This window comes from Streptomyces sp. NPDC057623, assembly GCF_042800355.1.
Classification (GTDB): Bacteria; Actinomycetota; Actinomycetes; order Streptomycetales; family Streptomycetaceae; genus Streptomyces.
Genome location: NZ_JBHVGZ010000021.1, coordinates 1 through 13875, shown reverse-complemented (window position 1 = coordinate 13875; position 13875 = coordinate 1). Strand labels below are relative to the sequence as shown.

The window sequence follows — 13875 nt, the reverse complement described above, 5'->3', positions numbered from 1 at the left end:
GGGGTACGGCCATGAGCAGCCGTGAGGACGAGGCGCTCGCGCAGGCCGCCGTGACCGCGCTGACCGGGCAACTGGCCCTGGCTCCCAAGCCGGGCCTGCCCGACCCGCGCGACCTCGGCGCCCGTGTCAGCCACCGGGACCACCGCATGCTGCGCTGGTCGGCCAAGGCGCTGGCGCCGGGCCTCGCGGCGATGGCCGCCGCCGCCCGGCGCACCGGCGAACCGACGCCCGGGCTCCGTACCGAGCTGGGTGCGATCGGCAGGTGCACCGAGCACTCGGTGCACCTCGCGGGCGGCGGTCACCGGGGCGCCCTGTGGGCCCTCGGCCTGCTGGTCGCCGCGGCCGCGCTCGACCCACGGGCCGGCGCGCGGGACGTCGCGGCGACCGCCAAGCGCATCGCCGCGCACACCGACAAGCGCGCCCCGCGCAGGCCCTCCCGGGGCTCCTCGGTGTCCGCGAAGTACGGGGCCGCCGGGGCACGGGGTGAGGCGCGGGCCGGATTCCCGCACGTACGGCGGGCGTTGGACGCCCTCGCCGCAGCCCGCTCGACCGGCGCCACGGAGGGACAGGCCCGCCTGGACGCCCTGCTCACCGTGATGTCCACCCTCCAGGACACCGAACTCCTCCACACCGCGGGCCCCCACGGACTGCGGCACGTCCAGGCGGGCGCCCGGGGAGTCATGGAAGCGGGCGGTTCGGCGACGGACGCGGGCGCCCAGGCCCTGGCGGCCCTCGACGCCGACCTGCACGCGCGCGCGTGGAGCCCGCGGGGGAGTGCGGGGCTGCTCGCCGGGGCGCTGTTCCTGGACGCGCTGCCCGTCACGGCACGCACTCGGGCCTGAGCCCACGGCGCGCCCGGGTGCCGGCGGCCCACCCCGCCGCCGGCCCCATGGCGTACGACGCCACCAGCGTCACCGCGCCCAGCAGCAGCCACCCCGGCGTCCCCCACCCCACCAGCAGCGAGGTCAGGACGAGCGGTCCCAGTGTCCGCGCGACCGTCACGCCCGTTCCGAAGAACCCCTGGTACTCGCCCACCCGATCCGCCGGCGCCAGATCGAACGACAGCTGCCAGGACCCCGCCGACTGCCCCATCTCGGCGACGACCTGCAGCAGGGCCCCGGCGACCAGCACCCCGGCGGCCACCCACGGCGACGCTCCCGCCGACAGCGCGAACACCGCGCACGCCGCCAGCATCACCCACCCCGATCGCCGCACCGCGCGCGTGGCCGACGCGAGCCCGGTCACGCCGCGCGCCATCCCCACCTGGAAGACCATGACGGCCCCGGTGTTGAGCACGAACAGCGCGGAGACCAGCCAGGCCGGCGCGTCCGTCCGCTCGGCGATCCACAACGGCAGCCCGAGGCTGAGCAGCGGCATCCGCAGCAGCAGGACGGCGTTGAGGAGCGTGACCAGGGCGTACGGGCGGTCACGCAGGACGCCGAGGGAGGCACCTGCGCGCACGGCAACGGGTTCCACGGCAGGCAGCCGCAGCAGCACCCCCGCACACACGACGAAGCTCACCGCGTCCAGAGCGAACACGCCGAGATACGCCTCCCGCGTCCCGGCGTTCAGTGCCAGTCCGCCCAGCGCCGCCCCCACGGCGAGCCCCGCGTTGAGCGTGGACTGGAGATGCGCGAGCAGCCCGGTCCGGTCCCCGGCGGACACCAGCCCGGCGAGCAGGGCCTGCCGGGCCGCGGCCAGCCCCGACTGGGCGGTCGCGTACGCGCACGCGGCGGCGACGAAGGGCACGAAGCCGCGGACGACCAGGAAGGACGCCACCGCCAGCGCTGTCGCCAGCGCGAGCAGCACCGCCGTGCCTCGTGGCCCGCGCCGGTCGGCGAGCCGCCCGAGCGGCACCCCCGCCAGCGAGCCGACGCCCCACGCGAGGGTCAGTCCGAGCCCCACGCGCGCGGGAGCGAGACCGACGACTTCGGTGAAGTACAGCGCCGACGTCACGTAGTAGGCGCCGTCGCCGATCGAGTTGGCCAACTGGGCCGACGCCAGGACGCGTTGCGGGCCCGCGGGCGGGACGAGCCGGTCGGTCATGCCAACGACGTTCATGCCCACGACGCTAAAGACACCGTGGGCCCCTCGACAGGCCCAATGACCCCCCGCCTGAGTGGTCCAATTCAGCCGCCGCCCAGCACCTTCCCCAACACGTCCAGGGCCTCCGGGTACACCCGCTCCCGAGGCGTCCCGTACCCCACGACCAGCCCCTGGGGCCGCCCCTCGCCTCCGCCCGGCGCATGCCAGTGCTCCCCCAGATGCCCCACCGCGAGCCCCTCAGCCGCCGCCCGCGCCAGCACCGCCGGCTCGTCGTCGACCTCCACCAGCGCGTGCAGCCCTGCCGCGATCCCCCGCACGGGCCGACGCGCCCCCAGCCCGCCCAGCCGTTCCACGAGCTGATCCCGGCGCCGCCGGTACCGCAGCCGACAGGCCCGCACATGGCGGTCGTACGCATGGCTCTCGATCAGCTCGGCGAGCGCCAACTGGCCGATGGACTCGGTGTGGTGGTCACTGTGCAGCTTGGCGTCGGCGACGGCGTCGACCAGGTGCGGCGGCACCACCATCCAGCCGAGCCGCAGCGCGGGCCCGAGGGTCTTCGAGGCGGTCCCCAGATACGCCACCTGCCCCGGCGCCATCCCCTGGAGCGCACCGACGGGCTGGCGGTCGTAGCGGAACTCCCCGTCGTAGTCGTCCTCGACGACCAGGCCGCCACGCGCGCGTGCCCAGTCGGTGAGCGCCCGCCGCCGCTGCGGGTGCAGGGTCACACCGGTCGGGTACTGATGCGCGGGCGTGACGACAACGGCCGCGCAGTCCCCCAACGCCTGTGCGCACGCGCCCCGTTCGTCGACGGGCACGGGCACGACGACACCCCCGGCCCGCCGCACCACCTCCCGATGGAACGGCAGCCCGGGGTCCTCCATGGCGATGACCCCGCCCTCCAGCACACGTGTGAGCAGCGCCAGCCCCTGCACATACCCGGAGGTGATCACGATCCGCTCCGGCGGCGCGATCACCCCACGCGCCCGCCCCAGATACCCCGACAGCGCGGTCCGCAACTCGATCCGCCCACGCGGATCGCCGTAGTCGTACGCCAGTGAGGGCGCCGTGGCGATGGCCCTGCGCAGCGCCCGCAACCAGGCGGCTGCCGGAAACGCCCCCACGTCCGGACTGCCGGGCCGCAGATCGAAACGCGGCGCACGCGCGTGTGCGGCGGTCTCATGCGGTTCGGCGTCGGTGGTGGGCAGTGAGGCGACAAGGGTCCCCGACCCCTGCCGAGCGCTCAGATATCCCTCGGCGACGAGTTGGTCGTAGGCGGCCTTCACGGTGTTCCGCGAGATGCCGAGTTCGTCGGCCAGGCGCCGGGTGGCCGGCAACCGCGTTCCAGGGCTGAGCCGCCCATCCCGCACAGCGTCCCGCAGGGCGCGCTCCAGTCCCGCGCGGCGCCCTTGGACGGCGGCGATTTCTATATGCAGGTCCACACCAACTCCCTGAAGGGGCGCGGGGAACTGCGCGACCAGCCACGAACTGCCCGCAGACCGCGATGATGGCCGGATACCCCCTTGGTATCCGGCCATCAATCAAACATCAGCCCTTCAGAGAGGCCATCCAGCTCTCCACGTCGTCCGACCGCCGAGGCAGCCCGGAGCTGAGGTTCCGGTTCCCGTCCTCCGTCACCAGGATGTCGTCCTCGATCCGCACACCGATGCCCCGGTACTCCTCCGGCACGGTCAGGTCGTCGGCCTGGAAGTACAACCCCGGCTCGACGGTCAGCACCATCCCCGCCTCCAGCGTGCCGTCGACGTACGACTCCACGCGCGCGGCGGCGCAGTCGTGGACGTCCATGCCGAGCATGTGCCCGGTCCCGTGCAGCGTCCACCGCCGCTGAAGCCCGAGCTCCAGCACCCGCTCCACCGGCCCCTCGACGAGCCCCCACTCGACGAGCCGCTCGGCCAGCACCCGCTGCGACGCGTCATGGAAGTCCCGGTACTTCGCACCCGGCTTCACGGCCGCGATACCGGCCTCCTGGGCGTCGTACACGGCGTCGTAGATCTTCTTCTGGATCTCGCTGTACCGGCCGTTGATCGGCAGCGTGCGCGTGACGTCGGCTGTGTAGTACGTGTGCGTCTCGACGCCCGCGTCGAGCAGCAGCAGCTCACCGGAGCGCACGGGCCCGTCGTTGCGCACCCAGTGCAGGGTGCAGGCGTGCGGGCCGGCCGCGCAGATGGAGCCGTAGCCGACGTCGTTGCCCTCCACGCGCGCGCGGAGGAAGAACGTGCCCTCGATGTAGCGCTCGCTCGTGGCCTCGGCCTTGTCGAGGACCTTCACCACGTCCTCGAAGCCGCGCACCGTGGAGTCGACGGCCTTCTGCAGCTCGCCGATCTCGAACGCGTCCTTGACCAGCCGTGCCTCGGACAGGAAGACGCGCAGCTCCTCGTCCCGCTCGGCGGTGACCTTGTCGGTCAGCGCGGCCTCGATGCCGGCGTCGTAGCTCCGCACGACCCGCACGGGACCCGTCGCCTCGCGCAGTGTGTCCGCCAGCTCGCGCACGTCGGACGCGGGGATGCCGTACAGCGTCTGCGCCTCGGTGAGCGAGTGCCGGCGGCCGACCCACAGCTCGCCCTGGCCGGAGAGCCAGAACTCGCCGTTCTCCCGGTCGGAGCGCGGCAGGAGGTAGATCGTGGCCCGGTGGCCCTCGCCCTCGGGCTCCAGGACGAGCACGCCGTCTGCGCTTTCATCGGGCCGGCCGCCGGTGAGGTACGCGTACTCGACGGACGCCCGGAAGGCGTACTCGGTGTCGTTCGAGCGTGTCTTCAGGTTGCCCGCGGGGATCACCAGACGCTCGCCCGGGAACCGCGCCGACAGCGCGGAGCGCCGTGCGGCGGTCTCGGCGGCCTGGGGGATCGGCTCCAGGTCGCGCAGCTCCGTGTCGGCCCAGCCGGACTTCATGTTCTCGGCGAGCTCGTCGGACACGCCCGGGTACAGGCCGTTCTTGCGCTTCTTGATCGGCTCCTCGGACTCGCCTTCCGGGCCCGCTGCGTCAGCAGCAGGATCTGACACAGCCGGGGTGAGCTCGTCGGCCACGGTCATCCTCCTCGATACGGCACTGGACCCCGTCCATCGTACGGTCGTACGGGGCAGGACCCAGGGACGACCGAACTGCCGCCCGCCGCTGCTATGGCGCGGACCACGTGCCTGTTATGGGAAGTGACCGAGGGGCCCCGCGCCGCTACTCGAAGCGGGCCGCCAGCAGAACGACGTCCTCCTCGCTGGCCGCCTGGTCCAGTCCGTTCGGCAGCACGGTCCGCAGCACATGGTCGACGACGGCGTCCGGGTCGTGCCGGATCGCCCTGGGCACGCCGGCCGCCGCCGCGTGCAGCCGGGCGAAGGCGCGGTCGGTGGGGTCGCCGGTGCGGTGCAGCAGCCCGTCGGTGTACAGCAGAACCGTCTCTCCGGGTTCCGCCGTCAGCTCCACGCTCGGCGCCTCCCAGCAGGCCAGCATGCCCAGCGGCGCGGAGACGGAGGTCTCCACGAACTCCGTGCGCCGGTCGCCGATCAGCAGCGGCGGGGTGTGCCCGGCCCCGGCGAGTGTGATCTTGCGCAGGGAGGGCTCGCAGTAGGCGAACAGGGCGGTGGCGGAGCGGGCGGGCTCGGTGAGTCTGAGCAGCAGCTCCAGGTCGGACAGGACCGCGACCGGATCCTCCCCCTCCATCACGGCGTACGCCCGCAGGCTGGCCCTCAGCCGTCCCATCGCGGCGATCGCGCTCGGCCCGGACCCGGTCACCGAGCCGACCGCCAGGCCCAGGGCGGCGTCCGGCAACGGCAGCGCATCGTACCAGTCGCCGCCCCCGCGCGGGCCGGTGCGGTGCCGCACGGCGAGCTGGACGCCGGCCATCCGGGGCAGCCGGGAGGGGAGCAGCTCCTCGGCCACTGTCCGCAGGCACGCACGCGTGCGCTCGACTTCGAGGAGCCGGGCGAGGTGTTCGGTGGCGTAGCGGGTGTACAGGCCGACGAGGTGGCGCTGGCGCTCGGCCGGTTCGGCGGGCTCGTCGTACAGCCACACGGCGGCACCGAGGCGGCCGGCGGCCTCGCTGGACAGGGGGAGCGCATAGCTGGCGGCGTAGCCGAGGCGGGCCGCGACCTCGCGGTGGCGGGGGTCGAGTCCGTCCTCGGAGAGCAGGTCCGGCTGGGCGATCTCACCGTCGCCGCCCGGAAGTCCGTCGAGGATCCTGCCGTACGACATCGCGCTGCGCGGCACGGTTTCGATGTGCCCGAGGTCGGCGCGGGCGAGGCCCAGCCCGATGGTCGTGTCCGGGCCCAGTCCGTCCGCCGGTTCCAGCACGACGAGACCGCGCCGGGCACCCACGAGGGCGGATCCGGCGCGCAGCAGTTCCTGGAGGGCGTCGACGAGCGTGTCCGTGCGGACCAGGCGCTCGGTGAGTTCGTGCAGTGTCGTGAGGTCCGAGACCCAGCCGGCGAGACGGTCCTGCAGCACGGCGCCCGGTGGGTTCGGCGGGGGGACCGCTGAGGTTCCCGAGGCCACGGGCGCGGGCGCGACAGTGTGTGCGGGCGAGGGAACCGTGGAATCGATTCCGGCCACTTTCGGAGGGTGAGGAGCGTTCATGGCGTCCGGCTTTCCGACCGGTGCGTATTGCTCAAAAGCATCGCAAACCCCCATGTCATTCTGCGCCGCTAGCAGTGTCTCCACATGTACACGCACTCGTAAGGGGATGTCCAGCATTGTCCTGCCGGGATTCCTGGTGTCCGTGGGTAACCCGAGCACTTGTCGTAGGCCTCTTGCGTAAAGGCAATGTTGGCCTAAAACTGCCTCAGGGAACGGGGTATTGCGGTCGACTGGTTTCGCTCCACAGAGCGTCACAGCGGTCGTGATGGGTACGTACTCGGTGAAGGCCAGGGGTGGTTGACAACCACCCGGAACCTGGTGACGGACCCGGGCGTCTTAGCCACTGACGATCGTGCCCCATCCTCCCGTGGTGGAGGCGAGGAGAAATACGCGCGACGGCAAACGCCATACTTCGCCACCCCACGCCACGCCCATGCTTTTGACAGACGCGGTATGGACGAGGCTGCCACGGAAGCAGCCAACGCTCGGCCCATAGGGGATCCCCTTGCTCATCGCAGGGGTGTGATGCGCCTACAGGTACGCACAGTGAAGTGATCGACACATGGTGTGATGTGACCACGGTGTTGCCAGCGGTGCAACGGAAAGGAACGAGCGCTCATGCGCGAGATCCTCGGAAGGCGACGCAGGCTCCTGCGCAGCGACGGGAAGTCTGAGCTGATCAGCGCGGCCCTGACCTTCGCGACAGAATGGCGCTGGCCCGTACTCCCGGGCGTGACGACGCACCCGCAGGGGAACTCCCGCTGCGGCTGTCCCGACCCGGACTGCACGGTGCCCGGCGCGCACCCCTTCGACCCCGGCCTCCTCGCGGCCACCACCGACGAGCGCATGGTGCGCTGGTGGTGGAGCAACCGGCCCACGGCGCCGATCATCCTCGCCACCGGCGACACGGCCCCCTGCGCGGTCAGCCTGCCCGCCCTGCCGGCCGCGCACGCCCTCGCCGCGCTCGACCGCATGGGCATGCGGCTCGGCCCGGTCGTCGCCTCGCCCGCCCGCTGGTCGATCCTGGTGCAGCCGTACTCCATGGAGCAGCTGGGCGAACTGCTCTACGCCAAGGACTTCGTCCCCGGCTCGCTCCGCTTCCACGGCGAGGGCGGCTACATCGCCCTGCCGCCGTCCGAGACCGGCCAGGGACCCATCACCTGGCAGCGCGCCCCCCTCCCCGGCTCGGCCTCCCCCTGGGTGCCCGACGTGGAGGCCGTGGTGGACGCCGTGGTCGAGGCCCTCACTCGTACGGGTGTGAGCGCGCCCGAGTTGTAGGGCCGTCCGGCGTGCGCGGGACGGTGCACGCGCGCGTGGTCGTTATCTTCCGCTATATGCCGCGTCATATCAGGGGAAAAAGGGCACCGTCGTCGCATCGCCGCGGGCCGAACCACCGAAGAGTCCGTCTGATCGCCCTCGCGTCCGTCGCCGCGGCCGCGGTCGCCCTGCCACTGGCCTGGGCGGCCGCCGGTCAGGTCGTCGACGCGGGCCGGGCCGCCGTGGGGGCGCCCGAACGGGATGCCGTACGGTCCCCCTCACCCGCCCCGAAGGGCGGCGCCGTACGTCCGTCCCCACGCGTCGACGCCAAGGCGCCCTCCGCCGATCCGTCCGGAACCGCACTGCTGCTCGACCTGGGCCTCGCCACCGCCGTGCGCTGCGGCCCCGAACTCACCTCGCCCGAAGGCATCGAGGCGCAGACCTGTGTCCTCACCCAGGGTGAGGAAACCTGGGCACGCACGTACTTCCGCAACGCGACGGGCGGTGCGCTGGACTCCGTGCTGAGCCTCATGGGGCCCGGTGGGCGCACGCTCCAGATGCGGTGCGTCGTGGGCGCCGAGGACGAGCCGGGAACGTGTGAGACGCCCCGGGGGCGCACGCGCGGAGGCCAGGACGCCTATACGGCGGTCACGGAGTTCGCGGAGCGGGCCGGGCGCGGGGCGCTGTTGCTGCGTTCCGCGAGCAACTCCGCGGCGGGTAATTCCGAGGATTCCACGGGCAGTTGACATGTGACGTCGTTCCGTAAAGGAACGAGCGCATGGAAAGACCCGGTTGCTGGCGACGGGGGATGCACCAGCAACCGGGCTACTCGAACGGTAACAAGAGATCGGCGGTTCGCAAATTCGATCCGGGCTTTCCAGTCACGGATTCCCTTGCTCCGCATGGGAGTTGTGAGCGGATTCACCCTCATGCGCGGACCGGTTCGGCTGAACGGCCGTTCAGCCGAACCCGATCTCCGCGGTACGCGTCAGCTGAGCGTGACCTGCCGGTTGGTCAGGCCGCCCCGCGCGCGACGCTCGTCGGGGGTGAGCGGCGCGTCCGTGGCCAGTGCCGTGGCGAGGCGTTCGGCGAACTCGGCCGCGGGCTTCTCCACATCCTCCGCGCCGACGCCGCTCGGCAGGTCCCAGACCGGCACCGTGAGCCCGTGAGCGCGGAAGGAGCCCACCAAGCGGGTGCCTTCGCCGAGGTTCGACCTCCCTGCCGCGTGCAGCCGCGCGAGGGCGTCCAGAAGCTGCTCCTCGGGGTGCGGCATGACCCAGCGCAGGTGGTTCTTCTCCGGCGTCTCGCACCAGTAGGCGGCGTCCACGCCCGTCAGCTTCACGGTCGGGATGGCCGCGGCGTTGGCCCGCTCCAGCGACGCGGACACTTCCGGAGTGGCGTTCTCCGCGTCCGGGACCCAGAACTCGAAGCCCGAATGCACAACTGGCTCGAAGGTGCCTTCGGGGTCGAGCAGATCCTGGAGCCGCGGACCGTCGGCCGGGGCGCGCCGGCCCTGGACCGGGGTGCCGGGCTTCGCGGTGAGGGCCTGCTGGAGCGTGTCGGCCAGGTCGCGGCTGATGTCGCCCGACGCCGTGTCGTTCTGGAGGCCGAGCAGCACCGAGCCGTCGTCGCGGCGCAGAGCCGGCCAGGCCATCGGCAGCACCGTGGCCAGCGTGACCGACGGGACGCCCTCGGGGAGGCCGCCCTTCAGGGGAAGTTCGACGGTGGCGGCAGGCACCAGTTCGCGCAGGGCCACCCAGTCGCACTCGCCCGGCAGTCCTTCGAACGGACGCTGCACCAGCTCGGTCACCGCCTGCGCGGCGGCCCGGCCGTGACACGCCTTGTAGCGTCGGCCGCTGCCACAGGGGCAGGGTTCGCGCGCGCCGACAACCGGAACCTGTCCATCAGCGCCTACGGCGCGGGCCCCGTCGCTGAGCTGCGGGCGCTTGGCCTTGGTCTGGGGTCGCTTCTTGGCCATCGTGGGTGTCTCCCGGTTACGGCTCGTCTCGTACGGGCGCGAGCCTAGCCGTTCACGCCATCGTCGACGGGAGCCTGTGGACAACCCACCGGTCGTGCCGGAGCCGATTCCGGGCGGAAGCGGAACCGCTGCCGAAACCGGTGCCCTCAGTCCATGCTCTCGAAGGCGTCCGCGAAGTCGAGGCCGGATATCGCGCTCACCGCCGGAGCGGCGACGCGCGTAGCGAAGTCATCACGACGGTGCCCCGCGTCAGGATCGTGAACGTCGTCATGGACCACGACCCAGACCGTGACCTCGCCACGGGCGTCGTCGCGGACACCCCAGTCGTCTGCCAGGGCGGTGATGATGTTCAGCCCGCGGCCGCCGTGCGCGGTGACCGAGGGCGTGGCCGGAGCAGGGCGGGTGGGCCCGCCGCCGTCGGTCACCTCCACGGTGAGCCTGCCGCTCGTGTCCACGCGCCATGCGGCCAGGACGTCGCCGTCCCCGGACAGCGCGTCACCCAACGGCCGGCCGTGTTTGCACGCGTTGCTCAAGAGTTCGGAAAGAATCAAAACGGCATCGTCGATGACCGATTCCGCTACGCCACCCCTACGCAACTGTGAGCGCATACGGTGTCTCGCATTGCCCACGCCCGCAGGGCCATGGGGTACGGCCATGCTCGACGACGTGGGCACCTCCTGTGCCACCACCAACGCCACCCCCGAGACCTCCTTTGCCCCACGCCACGGTGTGGATGCCCCATTGGCCTGTACCGGAAACCGGCCAATCAAGGTCCGGGGACGCATTCGCAACGATCGAACACGGACCGAACGCGCCGGAGCACTCCCTGTAATCGGGATGGCTGAAATCCGTCGGTGTGGCCGAGAGTGGAGGATGGGGCTGAAGGGGCACCTGGGTCAAGAGGTTGCGCAGGGATTGATGAGGTTTCAGGGGTTTCCGGATGCGCGGTTTGCGGGGGACGCGCGCCGCCCGGGCCGGACGCGGCCCCCGTGCTCGACCCGCTTCACGCGCGCGTGTCAGCGGCCGAGCTGGTGCAGCACCGCGCGCGGGCGGTTGGTGATGATGGCGTCGACGCCCAGGTCGACGCAGAGATCGACGTCCTGTGGCTCGTTCACGGTCCAGACGTGCACCTGGTGGCCGGCCCGCTTCAGGCGCTCCATGTAGGCCGGGTGACTGCGCACGATGCGGATCGAGGGGCCCGCGATGTGGACACCCGCGGGCAGCCGGCCGTCCCGCAGCCTCGGTGAGACGAACTGCATCAGATAGACCGTCGGCAGCGTCGGCGCTGCGGCACGCACGCGATGCAGCGAGCGCGCGGAGAAGCTCATGACGCGCACCGGGGACTCGGCGGCCGACGCGGGCGCGTCGAGCCCGAACCGCTTCAGCAGAAGCAGCAGCCGCTCCTCGACCTGCCCCGCCCACCGGGTCGGGTGCTTGGTCTCGATGGCCATCTCCACGCGTCGCCCCGAGTCCGCGACGAGCTCCAGCAGCCGCTCCAGGGTGAGTACGGAGGTGTCCTCCGGGTCCTCCGGCCGGAACTCCCAGTCGGGCTCCTCGGCCCGGTTCTTCCACGAGTCGCGGTTCTTCCGGGAGCCGAAGTCCAGGGCGGCGAGCTCGGCGAGCTCCAGTGCCGAGACCGCGCCGCGGCCGTTGGACGTACGGTTGACGCGGCGGTCGTGGACGCAGACGAGATGACCGTCGGCGGTGAGGCGTACGTCGCACTCAAGGGCGTCCGCACCGTCCTCGATCGCCTTCTTGTACGCGGCCAGGGTGTGCTCGGGGGCGTCTTCGGAGGCTCCGCGATGGGCGACGACTTGGATCTGGTGCTGCCGTGCGTGGGTCACCGCGTCATGGTGCCACCGCGCGGGGGTAGACGTGCGGTCGTAGGAGTCATGAGGACACTGGGATTGTGCCTTTTTAACCGCACATGACCTATGTAAGGAGTGGCCGTGGACGCACAGCAACCGCTTATGGTGCTCTGACGGCCCGTGGGAAAAGCTGACCGCATACGAATAGGCCTGCACAGCTGAAGCGCACCGGCCGTCGACAAGCGTGAACGGGCGTGACCGAGTGCGACCGAAAACACCAGCCGTGGATCGAGGAGAGAAGCTGTGAGCACCGAGAACGAGGGCGCCGCGGTACCCCCGGCCCCGTCCGCACCCCCCGTGCCGGTGGATGCTCCTGCTGCTCCGGCGTCCCAGGAGCCCCCGGCTCCCGAGAGTGGTGCCGCGCCGACCACGCCGCTCCCGCCGGTGCCGAGCGACAACCCGGCCGGCTCGAACGGCACCCAGCCGTACGCCGCCGAGCCGACGGCCGACGGATCGCGGCAGGCCCCCGCACAGGCCGCCTCGAACGGGGCTCAGCCGGCCGGCCCGACCGGCCCGCAGGGCTCGGCCCCTGACGCCTCCTGGCCGCCTCCGCCGCCGCCCGCCGCACCGCCGTACGCCGACACCGGCGCCGCCGCGGGTGCTGGTGCCGCGGCCGGCGTGGGGATGGGCGGTGCCGGTGTGGGCGGTGCCGGTGTGGGCTCCGGCTGGGGTGCGACCTACCAGGAGCCGGCGCCGAAGTCCGGCCGTGGGCGCGGCGGAATCCTCGCCGCGGTCCTGATCGCCGCGCTGGTCGCGGGCGGCCTGGGCGGCGGCCTCGGCTACACGCTGGCCAAGAACGACGACAACACCTCCTCGACGACCGTCTCCGCCTCCGACAGCGGTGGCTCGGTCAAGCGCGACCCCGGCACCGTCGCGGGCGTGGCCGCCACGGCACTGCCGAGCACCGTCACCATCCAGGCCGAGAGCAACGCGGGCGAGGGCGGGACCGGCACGGGCTTCGTCTTCGACACCGAGGGACACATCCTCACCAACAACCACGTGGTGGCCGACGCGGTCGACGGCGGCAAGCTCACGGCGACCTTCCCGGACGGCAAGAAGTACGACGCGGAGGTCGTCGGCCACGCGCAGGGCTACGACGTGGCGGTCATCAAGCTCAAGAACGCCCCGTCGAACCTGAAGCCGCTGACACTCGGCAACTCCGACAAGGTGGCGGTCGGCGACTCGACGATCGCGATCGGCGCCCCCTTCGGCCTCTCCAACACGGTCACCACGGGCATCATCAGCGCCAAGAACCGCCCGGTCGCCTCCAGCGACGGCACCGGCAGCAACGCCTCCTACATGAGCGCCCTGCAGACGGACGCCTCGATCAACCCCGGCAACTCCGGCGGTCCGCTGCTGGACGCCCAGGGCAACGTCATCGGCATCAACTCCGCGATCCAGTCCGCCGCCAACGGCCTGGGCGGCACCAGCCAGTCCGGCTCGATCGGCCTCGGCTTCGCCATCCCGGTCAACCAGGCCAAGTACGTCGCCCAGCAGCTGATCAAGACCGGCAAGCCGGTGTACGCCAAGATCGGCGCCTCCGTCTCCCTGGAGGACACCGGCGACGGCGCCAAGATCACCGAGCAGGGTGCCAGCGGCTCGGACGCGGTCGAGTCGGGCGGTCCCGCGGCCAAGGCCGGCCTCAAGCCCGGCGATGTCATCACCAAGCTCGACGACACGGTGATCGACTCCGGCCCCACCCTGATCGGCGAGATCTGGACCCACCAGCCCGGGGACAAGGTCATGATCACCTACGAACGGGGCGGCCAGTCCCGCACCGTCGACGTCACCCTGGGCGCCCGCACCGGCGACAGCTGACACGACCGGCCACGCGCGCGTACGCCGACTTCGGCAAGAGCCCACCGCGCGCGCGTGTGCCCACCCGTTACTCTTGTCCCCGCGCCGCCGATCAGGACCGGCGCGGGGAGGCGTGCCCGAGCGGCCGAAGGGAACGGTCTTGAAAACCGTCGTGGCAGCGATGTCACCGTGGGTTCAAATCCCACCGCCTCCGCTCTGAGAGCAGTGAGAACGGCCCCTGACCAGGTGAATCGGGACGCTGTTGGCGAATTGTGGGCTGTCTTTGCGCCCCATCGGGTCATCCGGTGGGGCGCAGTGCTGCCAGGGGGCTGATGCGGGTGGGAGCG

General features: G+C 71.9%; 11 protein-coding genes and 1 tRNA gene. 5 read left to right on the top strand and 7 right to left on the bottom strand.

Annotated elements, in window-relative coordinates; translation table 11 throughout:
* Positions 1-11: 11 nt before the first annotated feature.
* Positions 12-842, top strand: coding sequence for a triphosphoribosyl-dephospho-CoA synthase (locus ACFU95_RS22105; protein ID WP_383830152.1), 831 nt, complete (start codon positions 12-14; stop codon positions 840-842).
* Here ACFU95_RS22105 and ACFU95_RS22100 read toward each other — a convergent pair.
* From ACFU95_RS22100 to ACFU95_RS22085, 4 genes are all read right to left on the bottom strand, one after another.
* Positions 820-2046, bottom strand: a complete 1227-nt coding sequence (locus ACFU95_RS22100) for an MFS transporter (protein ID WP_383830452.1) — start codon at positions 2044-2046, stop codon at positions 820-822. The genes ACFU95_RS22105 and ACFU95_RS22100 overlap by 23 nt on opposite strands.
* Positions 2047-2129: 83 nt before the next feature.
* Positions 2130-3485, bottom strand: coding sequence for a PLP-dependent aminotransferase family protein (locus ACFU95_RS22095; RefSeq protein ID WP_383830149.1), 1356 nt, complete (start codon positions 3483-3485; stop codon positions 2130-2132).
* Positions 3486-3591: 106 nt separating this feature from the next.
* Complete coding sequence (locus ACFU95_RS22090) at positions 3592-5088, bottom strand: aminopeptidase P family protein (RefSeq protein ID WP_383830146.1); 1497 nt, start codon at positions 5086-5088, stop codon at positions 3592-3594.
* Between the two features lie 145 nt (positions 5089-5233).
* The gene (locus ACFU95_RS22085; RefSeq protein ID WP_383830143.1) at positions 5234-6745 is read right to left on the bottom strand and encodes a PP2C family protein-serine/threonine phosphatase; all 1512 of its coding nucleotides are present in this window, start codon (positions 6743-6745) and stop codon (positions 5234-5236) included.
* Between the two features lie 501 nt (positions 6746-7246).
* Between ACFU95_RS22085 and ACFU95_RS22080 the strand changes: the two genes are divergently transcribed.
* Both ACFU95_RS22080 and ACFU95_RS22075 read left to right on the top strand, forming a co-directional pair.
* Entirely contained in the window at positions 7247-7906 is a 660-nt protein-coding gene (locus ACFU95_RS22080; RefSeq protein WP_383830140.1) for a bifunctional DNA primase/polymerase, read from the top strand.
* 56 nt (positions 7907-7962) lie between these two features.
* Complete coding sequence (locus ACFU95_RS22075; RefSeq protein ID WP_383830137.1) at positions 7963-8631, top strand: hypothetical protein; 669 nt, start codon at positions 7963-7965, stop codon at positions 8629-8631.
* A 242-nt stretch (positions 8632-8873) separates the two neighbouring features.
* Here ACFU95_RS22075 and ACFU95_RS22070 read toward each other — a convergent pair whose 3' ends face one another.
* From ACFU95_RS22070 to ACFU95_RS22060, 3 genes are all read right to left on the bottom strand, one after another.
* The gene (locus ACFU95_RS22070) at positions 8874-9863 is read right to left on the bottom strand and encodes a DUF5926 family protein (protein WP_383830134.1); all 990 of its coding nucleotides are present in this window, start codon (positions 9861-9863) and stop codon (positions 8874-8876) included.
* A 146-nt stretch (positions 9864-10009) separates the two neighbouring features.
* Entirely contained in the window at positions 10010-10648 is a 639-nt protein-coding gene (locus ACFU95_RS22065; RefSeq protein WP_383830131.1) for an ATP-binding protein, read from the bottom strand.
* Between the two features lie 231 nt (positions 10649-10879).
* Positions 10880-11707, bottom strand: a complete 828-nt coding sequence (locus ACFU95_RS22060; RefSeq protein WP_383830128.1) for a glycerophosphodiester phosphodiesterase — start codon at positions 11705-11707, stop codon at positions 10880-10882.
* A 267-nt stretch (positions 11708-11974) separates the two neighbouring features.
* On the opposite strand from ACFU95_RS22060, the gene ACFU95_RS22055 reads away from it, so the two are divergent.
* Entirely contained in the window at positions 11975-13549 is a 1575-nt protein-coding gene (locus tag ACFU95_RS22055; RefSeq protein WP_383830125.1) for a trypsin-like peptidase domain-containing protein, read from the top strand.
* Between the two features lie 106 nt (positions 13550-13655).
* Positions 13656-13742, top strand: a tRNA-Ser gene (locus ACFU95_RS22050).
* Positions 13743-13875: the final 133 nt, after the last annotated feature.

Coding starts and splice junctions, on each gene's coding strand:
- ACFU95_RS22100 (WP_383830452.1), bottom strand. CDS start 2,046: ATGACCGACCGGCTCGTCCCGCCCGCGGGCCCGCAACGCGTCCTGGCG.
- ACFU95_RS22065 (WP_383830131.1), bottom strand. CDS start 10,648: ATGCGTCCCCGGACCTTGATTGGCCGGTTTCCGGTACAGGCCAATGGG.
- ACFU95_RS22105 (WP_383830152.1), top strand. CDS start 12: ATGAGCAGCCGTGAGGACGAGGCGCTCGCGCAGGCCGCCGTGACCGCG.
- ACFU95_RS22075 (WP_383830137.1), top strand. CDS start 7,963: ATGCCGCGTCATATCAGGGGAAAAAGGGCACCGTCGTCGCATCGCCGC.
- ACFU95_RS22080 (WP_383830140.1), top strand. CDS start 7,247: ATGCGCGAGATCCTCGGAAGGCGACGCAGGCTCCTGCGCAGCGACGGG.
- ACFU95_RS22085 (WP_383830143.1), bottom strand. CDS start 6,745: ATGCTGGACATCCCCTTACGAGTGCGTGTACATGTGGAGACACTGCTA.
- ACFU95_RS22070 (WP_383830134.1), bottom strand. CDS start 9,863: ATGGCCAAGAAGCGACCCCAGACCAAGGCCAAGCGCCCGCAGCTCAGC.